We start from the raw sequence: 22,253 nt of genomic DNA on the forward strand, positions 1-22,253 counted from the left end.
CAAATATCAATATTGAGTACAAATATGCAAGAATACGCTATTTTTGAAAGTATTATTGTTCTCTATAATAGGTAGTAACAGAGATATTATAAGACCTATTTTATCAACATCATTAATATAGCAATAACATCATCATTCAACAGGGGGTTAGCGTGTTATGAGGATTGATGCACATCAGCATTATTGGTCAATCGAACGAGGGGATTACGGATGGATCAGCCCAGAGCTACCCGTGCTTTACCGTGATTATTTGCCGAAGGACTTGAAGCCAAGCTTAGATAAGCATGGTATCGGCTGGACCATTGCGGTACAGGCAGCACCAACGTTAGCTGAAACCGATTATTTGCTGGCTCTGAGTCAGCATGATGATAGTATTCTTGGCGTAGTGGCTTATTTGGACTTGAAAGATCCCCATCATTACTCCCATTATGAGCGATTCAGCGCTCACCCGAAGATCGCTGGCTTTCGTGCCATGATTCAGGAAATGCCGGATGCTAATGAGGCATTGGAACCCTACTTCATTGAAGCGCTGATGCTATATGCGGAGCGGAGCATTCCCGTGGATTTGCTAGTCAGGTCTCATCAGCTGGAGCCTGTCTTGGAACTGCTCAAGAGGGTCCCCAACCTTAGAGGCGTTATCGATCATATCGCAAAGCCGCCAATTGCTGCTGGCGTGCTTGAGCCTTGGCGAAGTCAGATGGCTGAGATAGCCCGTCATAAAAATATATATTGCAAGCTGTCAGGCTTGGTGACAGAAGCAGATCATAGGACATGGAAACCTGAGCATTTTTCGGCATATATCGCACATGTGCTGGAGCATTTCGGCCCGGATCGGGTTATGTTCGGCAGTGATTGGCCGGTTTGCCTGCTTGCAGCTAGTTATGATCAAGTAATCAGCATCATAATGGAAGCGCTACCGGAAACATGGAGTGATGCGGATCGTGAACGTTTATTCGGACTAAATGCGAAGGAGTTTTATAAACGATGAGCCAATTAAATGGATCCTTATTAAAAGGAGTAGAACGTGAGCTTTATAGTCGAACACAGGGGAGCAAGATCACGGTGCTGCAAATCGGGGAAGGTAACTTTTTGCGTGGATTTGTGGACTGGATGCTGCAGGAATGTCGGAAACAAGGTTTATATGAGGGCAGTGTTGCAGTGACGCAACCGAGACCAACAGGTAAAGCGAAGATCGAGACGCTCGCTGATCAGGATGGGTTATATACGCTCGTTATTAGAGGACTCCAGAACGGTGAGTGCGTGGAACAGAAAGAAGTCATATCGGTGTTCAAGCAAGCGTTCGATCCTTATTCTGATTGGGAGTCGCTTATCGCTTTAGCGGAAAGCGAAGACCTGCAGTTTGTTATATCCAATACGACGGAAGCAGGCTTGATCTATCGGCCGGAGTTACTTGTGGAAGGACAGCCAATACAATCATTTCCCGGCAAGCTGACATATTTATTGTATCGCCGATTTTTGGCATTTGGGGGCGCTGCGGATCGCGGTTTGATTTGTTTGCCTTGTGAGCTGCTGGAACGAAATGGGGATGAGCTGAGAGCATGTGTGCTTCGGTATAGCGATGATTGGGAGCTGCCGGAAGCATTTAAGCAATGGGTAGTTCGGAACAATCGATTTCTAAATTCGCTTGTCGATCGGATTGTGACTGGCTATCCAGATGGAGCACAAGCGGAGCAATGGTTCGAGGAGTGGGGTTACTCCGATGCGATGCTAAGTACAGCAGAGCCTTATCACTTCTGGGCGATTGAAGCGGAGCCAGAGCTGGATGAGAAGCTGCCGCTGCGCCAAGCGGGACTGAATGTGCATTGGGTAAATGATTTGAGACCATTCCAAATGCGAAAAGTGCGTATTTTGAACGGAGCACATACACTGATGGCACCGCTCGCTCTCGTTCATGGACTAGAACAGGTTCGTGAGGTCATGGAGCATCCCGAGCTTGGTGCGTTTATTCGTGAGACGGTAGAGAAAGAGATTATTCCGTCAATGCCGCTGCCAGCAAATGAACTGAGGGATTATGCGGCAACCGTCTATGAAAGATTCCTGAATCCATTCATTAGACATCGCCTATCGGATATAGCAATGAATAGCATTAGTAAATTTAAGGTGCGGCTGCTGCCATCCTTGCTTCATTATGCGGATAAGGGAGAACCGATTCCAGAACGATTGGTTCACGGTTTTGCAGGCTTGCTTCGCTATTATAACGTGAAGCGCACCGATTCAGGTTTTCAGGGCATTGATTTGAATGGTACCTTTTATACAGTTCGTGACGATTCGGCTGTGCTTGAAGCATTTGAGGCGTCATATGGAGAATCATTACGCTTAGGAGAAACGCAGCGAGATACAGTAGTGCGGTTGCTTGCGCTTGATGAAGTTTGGGGCCGTGATTTGTCTGTGCTTGATGGTCTTGCTGAAGCAATTGCTGCTAATTTAATGGACATGGAGAGTGAACGAGCATGAATAATTGGTTTCGCTTGAATGAACAGGATCATGTTGTGATCGCTCTGACTCCTATGTTGAAAGGCGATCGTCTGATTTTGGAAGGAAATCAAGAGCTTGAACTGCTTGATGATGTGCCCAAGGGTCATAAAATAGCCGCAAAGCTCGTGCAAGAAGGCAGCCATATATTGAAATTCGGCTATTCTATTGGAGTCGCTAAATCGGATATTAAGCCTGGCAGCTGGGTTCATACACATAATCTAGGTACAGGACTTAGCGGCTTTGTTAATTATAAGTTCGAGCCTGCGGAGCAAGAGACATCTCAGAGGGCGGGCTCTGCTCAGAAGCAATCCTTTCAAGGCTATGTAAGGGATAACGGAGATGTTGGTATCCGCAATGAAATTTGGATTATCAATACGGTCGGATGCATTAATAAAACCTGCGAGGTCGTAGCAAGGCAAGCGGAGAAGCTTTTTGAGGGACGAGTAGAGGGCGTCTATCATTTTGCTCATCCATTCGGCTGCTCACAGCTTGGAGATGACCTTACTCACACACAGAAGCTGCTCGCTTCTCTTGTTAATCATCCTAATGCAGGGGGCGTTCTCGTGATGGGACTTGGTTGCGAGAACAATCAGATTGATTCCTTTAAGGAAGCCATCGGCGAATATGATCCTGCCAGAGTGAAGTTTATGAAATCACAAGAGGTAGAGGATGAAATTGATACGGCGCTTGAGCTAATTGAAGAATTGGTTGAATATGCGGAGAAGTTTAAACGCCAGCCTGTGCCCGTGTCTAGACTTAAGCTTGGGCTGAAATGCGGCGGCTCAGACGGTCTGTCCGGCATAACGGCTAACCCGCTAGTGGGAACCGTATCGGACAGGCTGATCGAGGCAGGCGGAACGGCGATTTTAACAGAAGTCCCGGAAATGTTCGGCGCGGAGACGATCTTAATGAACCGAGCGGAAAATGAGCAGGTATTTGGCAAAATTGTTCATCTCATCAATGATTTTAAGCAATATTTTATTCGTCATGATCAGGAGATCTATGAGAATCCTTCACCAGGCAACAAAGCTGGCGGTATCAGCACACTGGAGGAAAAATCTCTGGGTTGTACGCAAAAGGGCGGTCATGCAGTAGTGACCGATGTCGTTCCTTATGGTCAGCGTGTGACTAAGGAAGGACTGAACCTGCTGGAAGCGCCTGGTAATGACTTGGTCTCTGTCACAGCTTTATCCGCGGGCGGCGCCCATATTGTCTTATTCACGACCGGTAGAGGAACGCCGTTTGGAGGTCCGGTTCCAACTGTTAAGATTGCAACGAATAGCGAGCTTGCAGCGCGTAAGAAAAACTGGATTGATTTTAACGCCGGACAGCTTCTGGAGAATAAGAGCATGAATGAGCTGACTGATGAGCTATGGGACCAGCTGATTAGTCTAGCATCGGGCGAGAGGCAGACCCATAATGAACGCAACGGTTTCAAGGAAATTGCGATCTTTAAGGATGGCGTTATTTTATAAGCATGATGGCAGGTGAGGCTGCAAATCGATGCAAAAGAGAATATAAAACATCGTTTAAGCCACAGCTAGTAAAAGGAGTGGAGAAATTGAAGTTTAGAAAGCTAGGTAAAACCGGTCTTGATGTGTCCGTACTGAGCTTTGGCGCATCTTCACTCGGCTCAGTATTCCGTGATACAAACGAAGCAGAAGCTATTCGGACTGTTCATACAGCCATTGATGCAGGTATCAATTATATCGATGTATCTCCTTATTATGGTCTTACGAAGGCGGAAACGGTGCTTGGAAAAGCGATAAGTGACCTTCCGAGGGATAAGTTTCTGCTATCTACAAAAGCGGGCAGGTATGGATCGGATCAGTTTGATTTCTCTGAACGACGGATTTTTGCCAGCCTTGAGGAGAGCCTTCAACGTCTAAACACGGATTACATCGACATGATGTTTCTTCATGATTTGGAATTTGTCACGGCAGCTCAGGCCGAAGAAGCTATTCCAGCACTACAGAAGCTAAAGCAGCAAGGAAAGATTCGATATTTCGGTATCTCTGGGCTGCCGTTAGAGTTGTTTGAGAAGTGGCTTCCCAATTCAGGGATTGAAGTGATCCTATCTTACTGCCATTATTCATTGAATGATACATCACTGCTGGAGCTGCTCCCACTCATTGAAAGCCAAGAGGTAGGACTCGTTAACGCATCTCCGCTCTCTATGGGGCTGCTAAGCACAAGAGGAACGCCGGACTGGCATCCTGCCGACGAGAAGCTTAAGGAGCTATCGATGCAAGCTGCTCAGTTCTGCAACGACAATGGAGCCGATATAGCAAAGCTTGCCATCCAGTATGCAACAGCTAATGAACAAATTCCTACAACGCTGGTGAGCACGGCTAATCCGGATAACATTCGCCGCAATGCAGAATGGACAGATGAGCCAATCGATGAGCAGCTGCTTAGTGAGGTGCTTGCCATTTTGGAACCGGTGCATAACGTTACTTGGGCGAGCGGCGCAGCTGAATATAACACCAAGATCAAACATACAAGGAGCTCGGTGCAATGAAGGGAATCATATGCGAGAAGGTTGATGAACTTAAGTTTATTGCATTAGAAGAACCGATACGTAAGGATGGAGAAGCCATTATACGGATTCGAAGAATTGGAATTTGCGGAACCGATATGCATGCTTACAAGGGAAATCAGCCCTTTTTTTCGTATCCTCGCGTACTGGGCCATGAGCTTGCTGGTATTATCGAAGAGATCGGCGAAGAGGAAGAAGACCTCCAGGTTGGAGATCAGGTGAGTGTTATCCCCTATATGCACTGCGGCGAATGCATTGCCTGTCGTCACGGCAAAACGAATTGCTGCACGGATATGAAGGTGCTGGGTGTTCATATTGATGGAGGCATGAGGGAGCTAGCAGCGGTTCCTGTTAGTCATTTGATTAAGACGAATGGGCTTACACTGGATCAGTCTGCTGTATTGGAGCCCTTCAGTATCGGAGCACATGCCGTTCGACGTTCAGAGCTGAGGGAGGGAGAGACGGTCCTCGTTATTGGAGCGGGTCCAATCGGACTTGGAGTCATGGCATTTGCGAAGCATAAGGGCGCGAATGTCATTGCGATGGACATTAATGATGAGCGGTTGGCTTTTTGCAGGGACTGGGCGAAGGTTGATCATACCGTTAATGCGCTTGAGGAAGCGAAGGAAAAGCTGGCTGCTTTGACGAATGGTGATTTTCCTACTGTCGTATTCGATGCTACGGGCAACGCGCGATCAATGATGAATGCTTTCAAGCTCGTTGGACATGGCGGAAAGCTGGTCTATGTTGGTCTAGTGAAGGCTGATATTTCATTTAATGATCCAGAATTCCACAAACGAGAGATGACGCTGCTGAGCAGCAGAAATGCTACCATTGAGGATTTTGAAAATGTCATTGAAGCAGTCAAAAGCGGAAATATGGATGTGAACAGCTTTATAACGCATCGAACCTCATTTGAGCATATGATTGAGCAATTCGATACATGGCTAAAACCGGAGTCAAAAGTTATTAAAGCAATGGTTGAGCTGTAAAAACACAGAAAGGCTGTCTCTTCTGACAAGAGGCAGCTTTTTTTTATGTTTTTTTATGGATGGAATGCAGCTTATATGACTAACTACCTCATCGTATTGGCACTGCGAAAATGACATGAAGACGTTCATTCATGCGTTGATGCTTAGTTATATAACCCATATCATCGAACAAATGAACGAACTCGGGTAAGGATATGTAATGATCATTTTCTTCGAAATGGTTAATTTCTATTTCATTTGCATGCATTAAATCAGCAATACATATGCGTCCATGTGGCTTCAATACTCTTCGCATTTCTTCTATCGCTAATCGTTTCTGCTCGTTCGTCAGATGACGGAAAGCAAAACTAGAGACAACAAAATCAAATTTTTCATCTAAATAGGGTATAGCAAGAAAATTTCCAAGCTTCGTCTCCATATTAGGAAACTTCTTATTGCAGTGCTTTAACATTTCTTTGGATTGATCGACTCCAGCCATTGCGGCGCCTTGTTGAATAAGCTTTCCTGCTAGATTTCCAGTTCCGGTCCCAATATCCAATCCCATTTCACCTTGCAGGGGGGATGTCCATTTGACTATGAGATTTAAAGCTTCCTCGTAGCCTTTATAAGCTAAAGCTTCTTCCAACACTAGCTGGTCATGGCTGTTGGCTAAAGAATCATAATTCCATTTATCCTGCCAGCTGCCCCTTTGTTCTCTTAGTCGCTTTGAGCCTTCAGCTAGAGCATAAATATCGTCGAGGGGTATTGTTTTATGCGTTCTTACGCTATCAATCATATCATCTGTCGTTTCAATAATATGCTTGATTTCCAACCATTTTGAGAAGAGGACGGAGCGTTGCAGCTCCAAATAATACTGAAGCTCTCCCGTATCTTGTGCATCTATCTCTAGAAGTGATTTTTTGATATGAGCGATTGTCATTCCTGCTTCTCGTAAAGAAATAATGGTTTGCAGTCGCCAAATGTCTTTTTCATTAAATAGTCTATATTGATTATTTGTTTGTTTTATGGGCGTAATCAAGCCTTGTTCCTCATAGAAACGAATGGCTCTTGTAGAAATATTGAGCTTATTAGCTATCTCTTTTATTTTCATCTCAATCACCATCTCCTATTTCTATATTAAACGTTCACGTTAGGTGAAAGTAAAGCTCAATCCAATGAATAACTGTTTTCGAGTTGACATTCTCCTTGAGGAAAGGTTTATCCTTCTAGTTATCAAGAAGAAAACAGGAGGTATTTTATGCGGACACTAATTAAAAATGTCATGATCGTCACCATGAAGAATGAAACGCCTTTCGTTGGTGATATTCTAATTGAGGGGGATAAGATTGCTGATATTCAATTTGAAATCAATGCTCCATCCGAGGAAGTCATTCAGGGTGCGGGCATGGCGGCTATGCCGGGATTGATCAATGCGCATCAGCATACACCTATGAGTTTACTCCGAGCATTTTCAGATGATCTTAAGTTAATGGATTGGTTAGATAAGAAAATGCTTCCCGCTGAGGCCAAAATGACGTCTGAGGATATTTATTGGGGCGCCAAGCTCTCGATGGCTGAAATGATTAAGTCAGGAACGACGGCTTTTGCTGATATGTACATTCATATGAGTGATATTGCTATAGCCATAGAGGAAGTCGGCATGCGCGCATCATTGACCCGAGGATTAGTGTTTCTGGAAGATGATGGGGGGAGGAGGATGAGCGAAGCTATCGAACTGATAGATCGGTGGTCTGGTGGAGCAGATGGTAGAATTACGACCATGCTTGGTCCGCATTCTCCATATACATGCCCGCCCGAGCCCTTAAGAGAACTCATCACACTTGCTGAGAAGAGGGATATACCGATTCATATCCATTTAGCAGAAACAAAAGAAGAAGTCATCAAAATGAGAGAGAAGTACAACAAAACACCGGCTGAGTACTTATATGATTTAGGATTATTTGAGAAATCACATGTTCTTTTGGCACATAGTGTACATGTGAATCGAAGAGATATCCGTTTTTTAAGGGGGATGCGCGGGGGCGTTTCACATAATCCAGTAAGTAATCTAAAGCTGGGATGCGGTATCGCACCTATCTCAGCTATGATGGAGCAAGGGATCACAGTCGGTTTAGGTACAGATGGTGCGGGAAGTGCTACGACACTGGATATGTTTGAAGAAATAAAAGCTGCCTCATGGCTGCAAAAACTAGACTATGGCGATCCTACAAGGCTGCCAGCTAGTCAAATTCTTCGTATGGCAACCAAAGAAAGTGCAAAGCTGCTGAACATCGGTGAAGAGGTAGGTACACTTGAAGCTGGCAAAAAAGCAGATATCATTTTAATAGATATGAAAAAACCGCATTTACAGCCCATTCACAATGTTGAATCACTGCTTGCTTATAGCGTGAATGGAGCCGATGTGGATACTACGATTGTAAATGGTAAGGTTCTTATGCGAAATCGCCAACTGCTAACGATTGATGAGGAAGAGCTTCTGAGCCAAGTATCCGTTCGCGCCAGACGAATTGTAGAAGGGATTTAGTAAATAGATAACAAAGACTCTATAAACTCCAAAGTTAAAAATAAGCCGCTATCACGGGGAATGACCATGATAGCGGCTTATTTTCTTTTCATCGTATACCTTGTACAGACAACTATTTTACTTATCTGTCGCTCCGAAAAAACGTTTGGATTAGATTCGATAGGGATCGATCATACAATATTTTAGCTGCTTCCTCACTTGGCATATGTCCCCCTAAAAACAGGTGGATCGTGCCGTGCAGCGATGCCCAAACAAGATTAACAACAAGTATGGGGTCCTTCTCGGTAATAAATCCCTGCTCAATGGCCTTAGTAATGAGGGTGATTACTTGTTGCAATGCTGTACCGATAGCTTGTAAGCTTTCCTCTTCGGGTTTGAATTCGCTAAAGGCACCACCAAACATCACCATATAGTAACTTGTATAATGGCGTGAGAAATCCCAATAGGCTTGTCCAAGATCAAGAAGATACTGTTTTAGATCGGCTTGTACGGGCACCGCTTGGAAGGCAGCCGCTAATAGTTTGCAGCCTTCTAGAAATAGCTCTTTAGCCAAACCTTCCTTGCTTCCAAATAAGTTATAAATCACTTTTGTGGGGCACTCCATTTTTTCGGAAACTCTGCGAATGGTTACTGCTTCGGGACCATGTTCCTGCATGATTGATGCAGCAGCTTCTATAATGTTGAATTTCAATAGTTCGTTATGTTGAAGTTTGGCATTTGGGTATGTTGTAACTTTACGATCATCTATGGAAGGCATTTTGGACGAATTATTCATGATATTTCACACCCTTAGAACTTTAGTTTTCTAGAATAGTACCTATCTCTAGAGCTTATTTTACTGTTTTGGATGGCAAAATGCCAATTTATTAATGGTTTGTGCATGTATTAGACGAAATGAAGCATTTGCTCGAGGAGGTTAAGCTCTCTATTTGACAACGTAATTTCATTTGGATACAATGGTTCTTATTGAAACATCGTTTCAGATTATGAGTTAAGGGGAGAAACGGTATAATGATGCCAATAAAAAACAAATGGACGCTGATTACGGGTGCTTCTTCAGGTATAGGTGAAAGGTTTGCGCATGAATTTGCAGCAAGAGGGAGCAACTTGATTCTAGTTGCTCGTTCAGAAGCCAAACTGATTGCTTTACGAGAGAAACTACAGGAAAAACATGGCGTTCAAGCACAGGTAATGGTCTCTGACTTATCTCAAAAAGGTTCTCCCATGGAGCTCTATCAACAATGTATGCAGCGTGGTTTAAGTGTAGATATTCTAATAAATAATGCAGGCTTCGCTACTTATGGGCTTTTTGAACAGCTTTCTGGACCAAGACAGCATGATGAAGTGATGCTTAATGTAATGGCGGTTGTTGATCTTACTCATTTATTTTTACCCGATATGTTGAAAAGGAAAAGCGGCGTTGTCATTAACGTAGCATCAACAGCAGCCTTTCAACCTCTTCCCAATATGGCCGTATATGGTGCGACTAAAGCTTTCGTTTTATCTTTTACAGAGGCTCTGTGGGAGGAAAACCGAAAACGCGGTGTACAATTTTTTGCATTATGCCCCGGTTCAACGGAAACCGAATTTTTCAATGTTGTGGGGGCAGACGAAGCGTCTGTAGGGAAGCGGGATACGCCAGAGAATGTGGTTCAAGTGGCTCTGCGTTCGCTTAAAGCTAATAAAGTATATGCTATCCCTGGGTTTATGAACTACATCTCAGCTCAAATGACTCGCTTCTTCACAAGAAAACAAATGCTTTTTGTTGTAGGACGCATGCTTCGTACACGTCATTAAGTTTTTAGACCGCAATAATCATTGGTTCCTTTAATCTTAATGTGGATTGGCGTATCTGCAGGCAGAAGTTACCGAGCAAGATAAGATGATACTATCTAAATTTAGAGCAGTTTAGAGGCGTAAGCGAGCCTAAACCCTGACCTTATTAAGGAAGGGGTTAGGCTCTTCTAATCAGCCTCATGAAAGAGAACGAGCAAGGCGGAATCCAAGATCATCGATGCAAAATGATGGGTGGCTGCGACGACGACAGGTTGCCCCGCAGCCTCTTTCCGCTTCAGCCCAGCTGCCCCCTCGAAAAATCCGGTAGGAGCCGTATACCTTCTCGTCATATAAATCCCAGCACCACTCCCAAACATTGCCCAGCATGTCATACAGTCCCCAAGCATTCGGCTCCTTATTTCCTACATCATGGATTTCGCCGTCTGAATTTTTATTATACCAAGCGATCTTATCCATTTCTCCGTATCTATATCCGCTAGTCCCTGCTTTACATGCATGCTGCCACTCAGCTTCTGATGGAAGTCGATACCCGTTTGATCCCCAATCACAGATGATTTCATCATTGTCTGCGCTTATTGAATAATATGCCTTCAATCCAGCTTTCTGGGAAAGAAGATTGCATAAATAAATGGCTTCATTCCATGAGATATTCACAACCGGCTTTTGATTTCGGTCAATAGTATTGGGTGTTTTCCCCGTAATTGCACAATACAACTCCATTGTTACAGGGTACTGGGCAAGTAGGAACGGTTTCAACTCCACCTTCCATATCCTTTTTGTTCGATCATCTCTTAATTCTATTTCGCCACCTGGAATGTGGACCATGGGATAATTAACATCGCTATTTAAAGCTTCTGCCACTCAGCATGCCTCCTCACTTTATACGAATTAGAAAGAGTGAATAAAATTTACAATATTTAGAACTTAATGTAAAGACAATTGAAACGACTTCATTTTAAATAATGCTGGATAACGTTTATTTCCTATTAAGATGGGCTGCTTGGTCGAATATCGGGATATATGGTAGACTCTAAGTTAAGAGTAAAGTTCGAAGTTTGGCAGGAAGGAGGAGACGCAGTTGTTTGTGCAGCAGCGACATCAGTTAATTATCGAAATGCTGAATAGGGACAAATCGATTCGAGCCTCTGAGCTTATTGAAATGTTCGGTGTTTCGTTTGAGACGATAAGACGAGACTTGGAATACTTAGAGAACGAAGGATACTTGCGAAGAGTTCATGGTGGCGCGATACTGAAAGAACCGGACTATAGCCGTGAAATTCCTTTGCCGATACGTGAATCGATATATTCAGAAGAGAAGATGGAAATCGCACAGATTGCGACCCGTTTTGTTACAGAAGGGATGTCTATCGCCCTTGATGTAAGCACGACGAATACGCATATTGCAAGAGCGCTCAAGGCTAAATTCAATCGTCTGACGATCATTACCAACTCACTGTCTATTGTGAATGAATTAATTACAATGCCTGACTATACGTTGATTATGATCGGCGGCGTTATACGAAATGAAGAACAAAGCATTATTGGCGATTTGGCTGAAGAATTTGCTTCACGGTTTCATGCTGATTTATTTCTAATGAGCATGAGCGGTGTGACGCTGGAACAAGGCGTTACGGATAACGCGATCGGTGAAGTCCAAGTGAAGAAGATGATGCTTGTAAACGCCAAACGCACGATTGCGCTTGCAGATAGTAGTAAGTATGATCAAATCTCCCTGATTAAGGTCTGCGGCTGCTCGGAGGTCGAACGGTTTGTAGCTGATTCTAAGATTGATCGTGAACTAGTTAAAAAATATAAAGATAATGGGATTGAGATCATTTATGAGTAAATAAATGAATGAAAATCTTAAAGCGATTCTTGGCGAAGCATGCCAGGAGTCGTTTTTTTTTACTTGTATTTCGTTGTGATATATTGAATTTATGTGTGTTTGTGTGTTATTGTTTTGTAAAGTGGATTGTGAAAATAGAAAAGGGGGTGGTGTTGCTACAATGTTGGTCATTTCGCTTGTTCTTGTTTTATGCTCTGGCTTGGCGCATGCTGTGTGGAATATGTTTGCAAAACAAAGTACGGATAAGCCTGTATTCTTATGGGTCATTTATTTCCCAGCTACCATTCTATTATTACCAACACTATTTATAGAATTGTCGAGTGCGCAGTTCTCACTTCATGAATGGCTGCTGCTAGGTGCGTCGCTGGCAATGCAAAGTGTGTATTCGATGCTGCTCGCTTATACCTATAAAGCAGGGGATTTGTCGCAAGTATATCCAATCATGCGCGGTACACCGACTTTGCTCGTTCCAGCTATTGGCGTATTGTTATTAGGGGAAAAGATGCCTATGTGGGGATGGATAGGTATTTGCTGTATGCTGGTTGGTTTTATCGTTATGGTCGGGCGAGCTCCAGGGACAAAGCATACTCGGACATCTATAAAGCCGGTTTTGCTCGCGCTGAGTGTTGGTCTGTGCATTACGACTTATACGCTCATCGATAAAGCGAACTTGGGTTATCTTTCACCGCTTGCGCTGCTTGAAGTAACGAATATTGGATTTATGCTTGGGTTGACGCCTGCAGCACTTCATTTTAATCGGTTAAAGAATGTAATACGCAATCATCTAAATATCATTTGGATCGGGGCGATTTTGTCACCGGGTTCCTATTTACTGTTCTTGTATGCAGCAAGAAGTGCAAATGTATCAATGGTTGCACCGCTGCGCGAGGTAGGTATTGTGTTCGGTACGCTGCTAGGCTTATTTGTATTGAAAGAAACACAAGGGTCCCGAAGGATTACAGCTTCGATCGCTGTTGTGATGGGGATTATTATCATTGCTTTATCAGGGTAGTTCATAATAAGTATATTGTTATTAAACCAGTGAGAGAAGGATGAAGATGTCAAAAGAGCTTCGCTTTCGTAATGACGGTACGTTTAAAATTGTTCAGTTCACGGATATTCATTGGAAGGATGGTTCGGATATAGATTTGAAATCCCGAGCTGTTATGGAGCTGGTGCTGGAGACCGAGCAGCCTGATTTTGTTATGTTTACCGGTGACACTATTTTTACAAGCGAATATCCGGAGAGGACTTCTTTGTATGATGATCCTATTCGTTCATTTCAGGAAGCAGTTGCATCTGTAGAGCAGAGAGAAATTCCTTGGGGATTTGTATTTGGAAATCATGATACCGAGAACCGTATTTCTAAGGCTGAATTAATGGATGGTATATTAGCGCATAAGTATTCTCTAGTCCAAAAAGGCCCAGAGCATATCAACGGTATGGGGAACTATGTGCTTCCCGTTAAGGGAGCAAGTAGCGAGCAAGCAGCTGCCTTGCTCTATTGCCTTGACTCCGGAGATTATTCGAAGAACCCACTCGTTCCTGGATACGATTGGATTCATCATGATCAGATTGAATGGTATATGGAGCAATCCCGCAATTGGAGAAACAGTCTAGAAGGTGAAATTTTGCCTGCAATTGCATTCTTTCATATTCCGCTTCCTGAGTACCAGACCATGTGGGACCAAACCGTTTGCTATGGGAACAAAAATGAGAAGGTTTGCTCACCAGAAGTACAATCAGGATTCTTCTCGGCAATGTTGACTCAGGGAGATGTGACAGCAGCATTCTGCGGCCATGATCATACAAATGATTTTTGGGGAGAGCTTTACGGTATTCGGCTGCATTACGGACGCGCAACAGGGTTCAATACATATGGCAAAGAAGGTTTTCCACGCGGAGCTCGTGTTATCCGCTTGACGGAGGGCGAACGTCATGTTGAGTCGTGGCTTCGTCTCGATGATGGATCTTCCATTATGAATCAAACAGAGCATCAGCCTGAACATGGAAATCACTCATAAGATTAGTGACTCAAAAATAAAATTATTCTCAATGTGAGGGCAGTCCCACAAGGTCTAAATGGACCTTGTGAGATTGCCTTTTTTTAAAGAGGTTATTATTTTTTTGAAATTAGCGGTTTAAAATGAGTGGTCATTAGGATTGCATTTGTACTACTTCAACAACCATAGAGCAGGGACATTGGAGGGCTCCCAGCCTTGCAGTGAAGTGTGAGATTGACGGCACTCGTAAGTGGAGCCATTGTAAGATACGAGCGTACCTGTAGTGTAAGCTGTATTGGCTGCCCAAGCAGCAGCGGAAGAAGCGGCAGCCGTTGTTCCAGAAACCGTGCTTGCTGCGGAAACATTGCCAGCAACGTCGATTGCTTGAACGGTAAAGGTATAAGCTGTGCTTGCGCTAAGTCCTGTAACCGTGTAGTCAGTAGCTGAGCCGGATACAGTGGTTACTAGCGTAGTGCCGTTATAAATGCGGTAGCCGGTTACAGCCACATTATCTGTTGAAGCATTCCACATAAGCATTAAGCTGCTGGCGGTAGGCGCACCCATAACATGAAGCCCCCCTGGTGCAGTTGGTGCTTCTGTATCATTGCCGACAGGAGCATTTGTTGTAACTGTAAGGGCATTGCTTGCGCTTGACAGGTTGCCAGCATTATCAATAGCTTTGACGTTGAATGTGTAAGCTGTGTTTGCTGCTAATCCTGTTACATTATAAGTAAGAGTTGTTCCAGAAACCGTTGCAGCCAAGGTGCTGCCGTTATAAATCCGATATCCGGTAACGCTTACATTATCTGTCGAAGCATTCCAAGCCAAGGACACGCTGTTTGTAGTTTTAGCTGTAGAGATTAGAGCGGTAGGTGCTGTAGGCGCTTGTGTATCAACAGGATTGCTTCCGCTAAAGCTTGCGTCAATGACATTATAGAAAGCGTTTCCGGTATCAGCGATTTCCCAAACAGCCAAAATGACATGATATCCGCTCCGTTCAGGTACATTACAGCTGTCCGTATAAGAGGAAGGTGGCTGTTTACCGCCATAATTCACTGTGCAAAATGGTGTTAAGTCTAAGGAATCACGAGTGAGTGCCGCATTTGGATTCCAGTTTGGTTTTGTAATATAGTATTTCCAGCTTGTAGTAGCGTGATTGGCTGTTATTTTCCAAGTAAAAGTATTTGGACCAGAGGACATATTCACTTTGGCCCAGCGAGTTGCAGATTGTTCATCCAGCTTAGGAAAAGCACCGTTTGCGCTAGCTATTTTGCCGTCAGCAGGTCCTGTTGCAGGGAAACCTTTTGGTGCTTCAAGACTTTGGGGTTCATAGACAATTGCTCCACAATCCGTATTTTGACCAGATTTACACAGTGCAGCGCGGCTTGCAGGCCCTTCAATATAACCATGTGCAAAAATTTGTTGCGAGAAAAGTGTGAGACCTAGAGCAGTTATAAGCATAATTCCAATGTACGTACGCAGATGCTTCACCGTTAATTTTGATAGACGAATAGTTGACAATGTATTAGCCTCCTTCAAATTTGGGAAGATTGTATTGCCGTGACAAGCGAGAATAAACCTCCTTTTTTAAGAGATTTTTATATATAAACTCCATAGAGTTCATATCCTATTTATTCTGTATATTCTGTGGTGAACAATTGGTAAATGGCTCAATCAGTGTGTAGAAAGGCAAAATTGCTTAAGGAGGCTGTAACGAGTATTTAGGGGGACAAATGTGTAGTTTCATTTCGACTGAACTCAGTGTACTACAACTTTGCAAATATTTTGAGTGTATTTTGGAGCATTTAATCAAAAATTTGATAAAAACAAACAAATAATGGATTAAAATGATTGAAAAATGACGATAATATCGCATGGTTACAGGCTTTTGAGAGATTGATCAGAAGGAATTAACATATATTTCATGCTGATTTTGGAAGCGGTGTTAGGACTTTCGATAGGAGAAAAATCTCTTATTTTAGGGGGAATTGGATAATGAAGACTAAGTCTATATCCCGATATAAAGTAATAGAGACATACCTATTTTTTATGCAAAAAAAATACTTTCTACAATATTTTCATGCAAATGTCATGAATCTATAACATTTTTGTAGAACAAATGTAAGATTAATTTGCTTTCAGCAGTTTTTCATTTCGTTCCTTTCATATGCGAAGAAGCTGTCCGATATCGTTGACTCAAATGGAGCAGCTCCTAGTTAATATGGAGCTGCTTTTTTAGTGAAGTGGAATTTTTTATTATACAGTTGAAATGTATAGTTGAACTGTATATAATACAATTAAGTAGTTGAACTGTATAGTTAGACTATATAGGGAGAGGAGAAACATGAAGCGGAATCCTTTATTACCATTAACAGAAACAACGTACTACATTATGTTAGCCTTACAGCAGCCTGCTCATGGTTACCTTATTATGCAAAAGGTGGAAGAAATGAGTCTTGGGGATGTACGCATAGCAGCTGGAACACTATATGGTGCAATTGAAAACTTATTGAAGCATCAATTAATTGAGCGAATGGAAATAAATGAAAATAATGACAGTCGAAGAAAGGTTTATGTTCTTAGCGAGAAAGGACGTTATATTTTACGACTGGATGCTAAGCGTATGTATCATATGACCAACCTTTTTATGGAGGGGAATGTTGGTGAGAAAATTTAAGTTATTTATTGATTTTAAGAAAGAGGAAGTATGGTTGAATGAATGGCTTAGAAATGGTTATGAATTAACAAATGTGAACCGATTCGGTATGTACACTTTCGTAGAAACAGAACAACGCAATAGCGTGATTAAGATCGACTTTCAAGTATTGAAAACCAAAGATCAATTAGACTCTTATGCAGGTCTATATGAAGAGTTCGGTTGGAAGCATATCTCCGGAAGAAAGGGCAGTTCCCATCATTATTTAATAAAAGAAAAAGATGGTCAAGATGAGCTCTTTTCCGATAACCCTTCGGTAACCGCCATATACAAGCGTTTAGCAACCTATTACGGTACATCAATATTTCCATTGTTAATCATATTGTTTGCGTTATATTTCACTCAAAATTCAGCGTTATTTTATCTCAATCCGAAAGATGCTTATTTGACGCCAGAGCTCTGGCATAAGGCTGGAGTTGAATTTTGGTCAGCATTTCTATTCGAAACACCGTTTGCCATGATGCGGTTTGGTGTAATCTGGCTGCTGCTTATAATGACATTACTTTTTGTATACAGCTATTTGAAATATCAAAGAACGGCAAAGGAAATGAAATCTCTTTAGAAGATTATTTGCTAATATGAAAAAGCACGCCTTCAATAGGCGTGCTTTTTGTGTTAGGTGAAACGAAACAATTTTAGTCGGTTAGCAGAGAAACAAACGGTACAAATTAGAATTCATAATATAAAAATGTGAAATTATGGTGTAAACTCAATGTGAGTACAAACACTGCAATCATTTTTGAATAAGAAAACCGGAATACATTTATAAAAAAGGAAGTGATTAGATGTCAGGATCAACAGTTGGTATGTTTTCGATTTTTCCGATTATCCTCATTGTTGTATATGGACTATTTATTTTGATGGGCATAACCTTGCTCTACTTATGTATTAAACTCGCGCTGCGGGGTATTGCAGCACTAGATATTTATTTGGATGAGAAACGAAATAGGCGTATGTAGTAAATAACCAGGCAATAAAAAAAACCGCCTAAGCGGTTTCTTATATTACATCCATTCTTCGCCCCATTTTTGAATGGATTCGATGACTGGTTCAAGCTCCCTGCCCATATTCGTAAGTTCATACTCGATCCGCACTGGCATTTCGGGATAAACATGACGATTAATAATGCTAAGGGATTCAAGCTCTTTCATACGGTCCGTAAGCATTTTGTCGCTCATTTCAGGAATTTGTTCTTTTATTTCTTTAAACCGTTTAGGTCCTCCAAGCAGTACCCGAATAATTCTGCCGGTCCATTTCTTACCTAATATGTCAGCCGCCGCTTCATACTTTGGGCACATTGTCGAATAATCCAACCGTATCACCCCGCTTTTTGTAATACTATTGTAGCATATCAACAAACTTAAAGTAAGTTCATTTCAATGGTAAGTGATGCATTTTTGAAATATATATATTTACTATATAAAAGTTAGACGAAATATACGGAAACGTTCCACATCTTTTCCACATAATGCTGTCATTTTGTACTAGAAGTACAGGCTAAGCTCTACAATCGAATAATGATCAATCCAAGAATCGTACAAGCAAAGGCTGTCCATTGAACAATGGTTAGCTTTTCTTTGTAAATAGCGATGGCGCCGGCAGCAACGACAAGACTGTTGGTTGCAAAAATAGGGGCAGCCAGATTAGCTTGGCCTGTTGCGAGCGCAACGGCATACAATTGTAAGCCTCCGTAAGAAAATAGCCCTGCAACAATACCGAGCCATAAACCAGTGCGCTTGGAGGAACGCGTATCTTTATTATTTGCGGGAATTAGAAACCAAATCAGTGACAGCGCATAAGCGATAAAGAGAATCGGTGCGCTGGGCAAGCCAAGCTCTTCCGTAACCTTAAGTCCACCGTTTCGCAGCGCGAACAGGCTAACGGCAGCTCCAACGATGATAAACCAACGCTTTTCAGTGATCGTTAGAGGTTCTTTTCGTTTATGGGCGATGAACACAACGGCAAGCAGGAGGAGGATTATTCCGATCGCTTCTGAGAGGCTCAGAGGCTCTTTATACCACCAAGTACCTAATGCAATGACCAATATGATATTCATATTCGTGAGCGGAGAGGTTAAGCTTGCGGGTCCGTAATGAAGAGCCTTCATGAACAGTGCATTTCCCCATGCAGAGCCTGCACCGATAATGACGCCGGCAATCCATACTTTTGGTTCGGCAAGCCTGTCAAGGGTGCCTTCGAATGCAGCATGTACACCAAAGCCTAGCGTTCCAGATGCATATAAACCGAGCAGCAAAAGTCTAGTTGATCCGCCGCGCATTTGTGATACCTTCATCCACCAGCCAGCAAATCCAAATAATATTGCGCTGCTGATGGCTGTTATGAGCCACATGACTGTCCAACTCCTCGAATTTGTTACACAAATGAAATAGTCTTGTTATCGTCCCATTACATTAATGGGCTATTATAATAAACAAGACCCCCTTTTAAATATATACTTTTGGACCTGCAGCGTGCAGGTCCACTTTTTTTGTCCATTTATAACTTTACAAAGGCACAATAATTTGCTGCCGTTTTCTATAAAATACCCACTGCCTGAAGCCGATTTCTTTAAGCCGCTTTTGCACAAGCTCGAATTCATCACCAACACGACTTGGTACATGAGCGTCTGATCCGAAGGTCACGTTAACCCCGAAATAAAGCGCACGCTCCAAAATAGCATCGGATGGATACCAACCGCCTACATACTTCGTGCTTCCGGATGTATTGATCTCAATGGATACATCATTTTCAGCGATTGTTTGAAGGGCATCATCAATTTCCCAATCAGCAGGAATGTCTGAGAACGCAGGATAATAGCCCTTCATTGCATCAATATGTCCCAAAACATTGAACATTCCGCATCGAGCAGACTGCTTAATCAAATCATAGTAGCTGCGTTTTTCCGTTATATGCTGCTCTTCCGTTAGGTTTTTCCAACGATTTCGATTAAAGATGCTGACACCGCTGACCTGATGAACAGAGCCAATTAGATAATCGAATGGAATGCCCTCATATGCTTGCCGATAGCTCTCCAGATACTCAGGGAAGAAATCTGATTCCATACCGAGCAGTACTTCTATTTTACCCTCGTATTTCTCCTTCAAACGCAGAACCTCTTCAACATAATTGGCAAAGTCGCTCCTTGCCATTGCAATGCCGGGTGAAGGTTGATCTTCCTTATGGTAGAAGTAAGGCGAGTGATCAGAAATACCGATTACTTGAAGACCAGCCTTCATGCCTGCAAGAATATAATCTTCAATGTTGCCATCGGCGTGACCGCATCTGACGTGATGAGTATGTAAGTCGAATTTCATTAGAATCTCTCCTTATTCACTATGGTTGTTATTCACTGCTGATGAAATGATGCTCGGGCATTCCTTTTAGATCACTCAGAAATTGCTGCATGGCAGTACTTAGATAGCGGCCTGACTTATAGACCACGCCTACTGGATGACTTGTATCCAGCTCATGAACCTTGATCATCTTTAACGTGCCGAGGCGAAGCTCGTTCGTAATGGAAAGCTTCGAGACGACAGCAGCACCGAGGTTGATCTCCGCCATTCGTTTAACTTCTTCACTGCTTGATAACTCCATGATGACATTAGGCTGGACATTATGCTTGCGTAATATTTGATCGACGAATCTGCGGCCTAACGTATCAGGACCAAGCATGATCATCGGGACATCCTTTAGAGTGTCAACCGTTATGTGTGTAAGCTTGCTCATAGGGTGAGACGGCGACACGACGAGTTCAAACGTATCGTAATATAGGACAGAGGAGGAAACGTTCGGATTTCTCTCAGTTAAATAAGTGATACCGATATCTACGGAGCCATTTTCTACACTTGCCATAACTTGGGATGAGGGCATGGAATGAATAGTGGTTTTGATCAAAGGAAATTGATCTTGAAAATATGACAGCACGCGAGGCAAAATTTGTATGGCCATCGTTGATGTTGTTCCAAGCAAAATGTGACCCTGCGGGGTAGAATTTAGATCGGAAAGTTTTTGCTTCAGTTCTTCTACAATAGATAGCATTCTCGATGCGTGGTCTAAAAATACTTGTCCATGGTCGGTTAAGGTGACAGGCTGATTTCGATCGATAAGAACGGTTTTGAATTCATCTTCTAAACTTTTTATTTGTGCCGATACGGCAGGCTGAGTAAGATTGAGCAGCTCGCCGGCCTTGCGGAAGCTCATCGTTTTGGAAATCATAAGAAGTGTCTCTAGCTGGCTAATGTTCACGTCAATCCCCCTTTCAAGGTTAAAGATTGGACTGCTTTCGCATCTTTTCATTATAAAGGATATAACCTACTACGGCAAAAAAAAAGAGCTGTATTCGCTTGAAGCCTTGATAGCTTAAGCGAGCACAGCCCTTCTATATTGTGGTCCCGTTCTCTGTTACAACCATTCCTTCTTGCGGAAAATGTAAAACATGCTCACACCGAGAAACAGCATAATGGCTAACAAAATGTAGCTTCCCATTCGGAGGTGCATGCCGGGGATGAAATCAAAATTCATTCCGTAAATACCGGTTATAAACGTTAGGGGCATGAATATTGTCGTAATCGCGGTGAACACGCGCATGATTTCATTGGCGCGGTTGGCGACGCTGGATTGATAAGCTTCTCGTAAGTTGCCCATAAGATCGCGATACGTATCAAAGGACTCCGCGATCTTCAAAGCATTTTCATAAATATCGCTAAAATATTTTTGGAGCTGGTCGTCGATCAGCTTTAAATCTTTTTTATTTAGTGTGGCTATGACATCGCGCTGCGGGCCAAGAATTTTCCTCAGCCATAATATTTCACTTCGCAATCCGATGATCTCATTAAGGTGAGATTTTTTTGTGTGCATGAGAATAGCTTCTTCGAGTGCTTCAATACGATTGTCGAGTCGATCGCCGACGAGGAAGTAATTATCGACAACCATATCAACAAGGTGATAGAGGAAGTAATCGGGACTGCTAACCTCTTGCTCCCACAGCAGCGGCTTTAATGAACGGAGTTCATTAATTTTCTGTTTGGTAACGGTAATAATAAAATGACGCCCAAGAAATATATTAAGCGCACGTAAAAAGATTTCTTCATCATCGAAACGAATGCTGTTAATAACGATAAAATAATGGCTTTCATAAATCTCAATCTTTGGACGCTGCTCTTCTTCACTGAGGCAATCCTCTACAGCTAGATCATGCATATTGAACAAGGGCTGCAATACAACGAGATCCTCAACATCAGCATCAATCCAGTAAAATCCTTCTTTGGCAGGGACAAGCGTTTCATTAATATCATCAATAGTGGTGAAAACGCCGTTGTTAACGAGACGAATTTTCATCCG

General features: G+C 42.8%; 22 protein-coding genes. 13 read left to right on the plus strand and 9 right to left on the minus strand.

Translation table 11 applies throughout. The annotated features are described in order from the left end of the window. Positions 1–157 precede the first annotated feature (157 nt). The 5 genes from AC0YOD_RS20735 (at position 158) to AC0YOD_RS20755 (ending at position 6,027) form a co-directional block, all read left to right on the plus strand. Positions 158–988 carry an amidohydrolase family protein gene (locus AC0YOD_RS20735; RefSeq protein WP_475801228.1) on the plus strand — a complete coding sequence of 277 codons (831 nt, stop codon included), beginning with the start codon at positions 158–160 and terminating at the stop codon, positions 986–988. After that, positions 985–2,475, plus strand: a complete 1,491-nt coding sequence (locus AC0YOD_RS20740) for a tagaturonate reductase (protein WP_475801229.1) — start codon at positions 985–987, stop codon at positions 2,473–2,475. The genes AC0YOD_RS20735 and AC0YOD_RS20740 overlap by 4 nt, the downstream gene beginning before the upstream one ends. After that, positions 2,472–3,971 (plus strand): UxaA family hydrolase, encoded by a 1,500-nt coding sequence (locus AC0YOD_RS20745; protein ID WP_475801230.1) that lies wholly within the window; start codon positions 2,472–2,474, stop codon positions 3,969–3,971. Before AC0YOD_RS20740 ends, AC0YOD_RS20745 begins: the two co-directional genes overlap by 4 nt. 86 nt (positions 3,972–4,057) lie before the next feature. Next, positions 4,058–5,017, plus strand: coding sequence for an aldo/keto reductase (locus AC0YOD_RS20750; protein WP_475801231.1), 960 nt, complete (start codon positions 4,058–4,060; stop codon positions 5,015–5,017). After that, entirely contained in the window at positions 5,014–6,027 is a 1,014-nt protein-coding gene (locus AC0YOD_RS20755) for a zinc-binding alcohol dehydrogenase family protein (protein WP_475801232.1), read from the plus strand. The genes AC0YOD_RS20750 and AC0YOD_RS20755 overlap by 4 nt, the downstream gene beginning before the upstream one ends. A gap of 88 nt (positions 6,028–6,115) precedes the next feature. Here AC0YOD_RS20755 and AC0YOD_RS20760 read toward each other — a convergent pair whose 3' ends face one another. Continuing rightward, a complete protein-coding gene (locus tag AC0YOD_RS20760; RefSeq protein WP_475801233.1) occupies positions 6,116–7,117 on the minus strand; it encodes a MerR family transcriptional regulator in 1,002 nt (333 codons plus the stop codon). 147 nt (positions 7,118–7,264) lie between these two features. Between AC0YOD_RS20760 and AC0YOD_RS20765 the strand changes: the two genes are divergently transcribed. After that, positions 7,265–8,551, plus strand: a complete 1,287-nt coding sequence (locus AC0YOD_RS20765; protein WP_475801234.1) for an amidohydrolase — start codon at positions 7,265–7,267, stop codon at positions 8,549–8,551. Between the two features lie 121 nt (positions 8,552–8,672). Here AC0YOD_RS20765 and AC0YOD_RS20770 read toward each other — a convergent pair whose 3' ends face one another. Further along, positions 8,673–9,326 (minus strand): TetR/AcrR family transcriptional regulator, encoded by a 654-nt coding sequence (locus AC0YOD_RS20770; RefSeq protein WP_475801235.1) that lies wholly within the window; start codon positions 9,324–9,326, stop codon positions 8,673–8,675. A gap of 236 nt (positions 9,327–9,562) precedes the next feature. Between AC0YOD_RS20770 and AC0YOD_RS20775 the strand changes: the two genes are divergently transcribed. Continuing rightward, positions 9,563–10,348 carry an SDR family NAD(P)-dependent oxidoreductase gene (locus tag AC0YOD_RS20775; protein WP_475801236.1) on the plus strand — a complete coding sequence of 262 codons (786 nt, stop codon included), beginning with the start codon at positions 9,563–9,565 and terminating at the stop codon, positions 10,346–10,348. A 177-nt stretch (positions 10,349–10,525) separates the two neighbouring features. Here AC0YOD_RS20775 and AC0YOD_RS20780 read toward each other — a convergent pair whose 3' ends face one another. Then, a complete protein-coding gene (locus tag AC0YOD_RS20780; RefSeq protein ID WP_475801302.1) occupies positions 10,526–11,173 on the minus strand; it encodes a formylglycine-generating enzyme family protein in 648 nt (215 codons plus the stop codon). Positions 11,174–11,432: 259 nt separating this feature from the next. On the opposite strand from AC0YOD_RS20780, the gene AC0YOD_RS20785 reads away from it, so the two are divergent. The 3 genes from AC0YOD_RS20785 (at position 11,433) to AC0YOD_RS20795 (ending at position 14,218) form a co-directional block, all read left to right on the plus strand. Further along, positions 11,433–12,194, plus strand: coding sequence for a DeoR/GlpR family DNA-binding transcription regulator (locus AC0YOD_RS20785; RefSeq protein ID WP_475801303.1), 762 nt, complete (start codon positions 11,433–11,435; stop codon positions 12,192–12,194). Positions 12,195–12,354: 160 nt separating this feature from the next. After that, positions 12,355–13,206 carry a DMT family transporter gene (locus AC0YOD_RS20790; protein WP_475801237.1) on the plus strand — a complete coding sequence of 284 codons (852 nt, stop codon included), beginning with the start codon at positions 12,355–12,357 and terminating at the stop codon, positions 13,204–13,206. A 46-nt stretch (positions 13,207–13,252) separates the two neighbouring features. Then, positions 13,253–14,218 carry a metallophosphoesterase family protein gene (locus AC0YOD_RS20795; RefSeq protein WP_475801238.1) on the plus strand — a complete coding sequence of 322 codons (966 nt, stop codon included), beginning with the start codon at positions 13,253–13,255 and terminating at the stop codon, positions 14,216–14,218. 150 nt (positions 14,219–14,368) lie between these two features. Here AC0YOD_RS20795 and AC0YOD_RS20800 read toward each other — a convergent pair whose 3' ends face one another. Beyond that, positions 14,369–15,658: a lytic polysaccharide monooxygenase gene (locus AC0YOD_RS20800; protein ID WP_475801304.1), complete on the minus strand. Its 1,290-nt coding sequence runs from the start codon at positions 15,656–15,658 to the stop codon at positions 14,369–14,371. An 883-nt stretch (positions 15,659–16,541) separates the two neighbouring features. Between AC0YOD_RS20800 and AC0YOD_RS20805 the strand changes: the two genes are divergently transcribed. The 3 genes from AC0YOD_RS20805 to AC0YOD_RS20815 all read left to right on the plus strand — a co-directional run bounded on the left by AC0YOD_RS20805 (position 16,542) and on the right by AC0YOD_RS20815 (position 17,872). Continuing rightward, complete coding sequence (locus AC0YOD_RS20805; protein ID WP_475801239.1) at positions 16,542–16,874, plus strand: PadR family transcriptional regulator; 333 nt, start codon at positions 16,542–16,544, stop codon at positions 16,872–16,874. After that, positions 16,861–17,475: a DUF2812 domain-containing protein gene (locus tag AC0YOD_RS20810; protein ID WP_475801240.1), complete on the plus strand. Its 615-nt coding sequence runs from the start codon at positions 16,861–16,863 to the stop codon at positions 17,473–17,475. The genes AC0YOD_RS20805 and AC0YOD_RS20810 overlap by 14 nt, the downstream gene beginning before the upstream one ends. A 223-nt stretch (positions 17,476–17,698) precedes the next feature. Next, positions 17,699–17,872 (plus strand): hypothetical protein, encoded by a 174-nt coding sequence (locus AC0YOD_RS20815; protein ID WP_475801241.1) that lies wholly within the window; start codon positions 17,699–17,701, stop codon positions 17,870–17,872. Between the two features lie 45 nt (positions 17,873–17,917). Here the strand turns inward: AC0YOD_RS20815 and AC0YOD_RS20820 are convergent, their stop codons facing one another. From AC0YOD_RS20820 to corA, 5 genes are all read right to left on the minus strand, one after another. Next, entirely contained in the window at positions 17,918–18,226 is a 309-nt protein-coding gene (locus AC0YOD_RS20820) for a winged helix-turn-helix transcriptional regulator (protein WP_475801242.1), read from the minus strand. Positions 18,227–18,417: 191 nt separating this feature from the next. After that, on the minus strand, positions 18,418–19,263 hold the full coding sequence (locus AC0YOD_RS20825; RefSeq protein WP_475801243.1) for a DMT family transporter: 846 nt from the start codon (positions 19,261–19,263) through the stop codon (positions 18,418–18,420). A gap of 154 nt (positions 19,264–19,417) precedes the next feature. Beyond that, positions 19,418–20,227: a histidinol-phosphatase gene (locus tag AC0YOD_RS20830; protein WP_475801244.1), complete on the minus strand. Its 810-nt coding sequence runs from the start codon at positions 20,225–20,227 to the stop codon at positions 19,418–19,420. A 28-nt stretch (positions 20,228–20,255) separates the two neighbouring features. Next, entirely contained in the window at positions 20,256–21,158 is a 903-nt protein-coding gene (locus AC0YOD_RS20835) for a LysR family transcriptional regulator (protein WP_475801245.1), read from the minus strand. Between the two features lie 156 nt (positions 21,159–21,314). Beyond that, positions 21,315–22,250: a magnesium/cobalt transporter CorA gene (gene corA, locus AC0YOD_RS20840; protein WP_475801246.1), complete on the minus strand. Its 936-nt coding sequence runs from the start codon at positions 22,248–22,250 to the stop codon at positions 21,315–21,317. Positions 22,251–22,253 lie beyond the last annotated feature (3 nt).

Source organism: Paenibacillus sp. J31P13 (genome assembly GCF_056269295.1).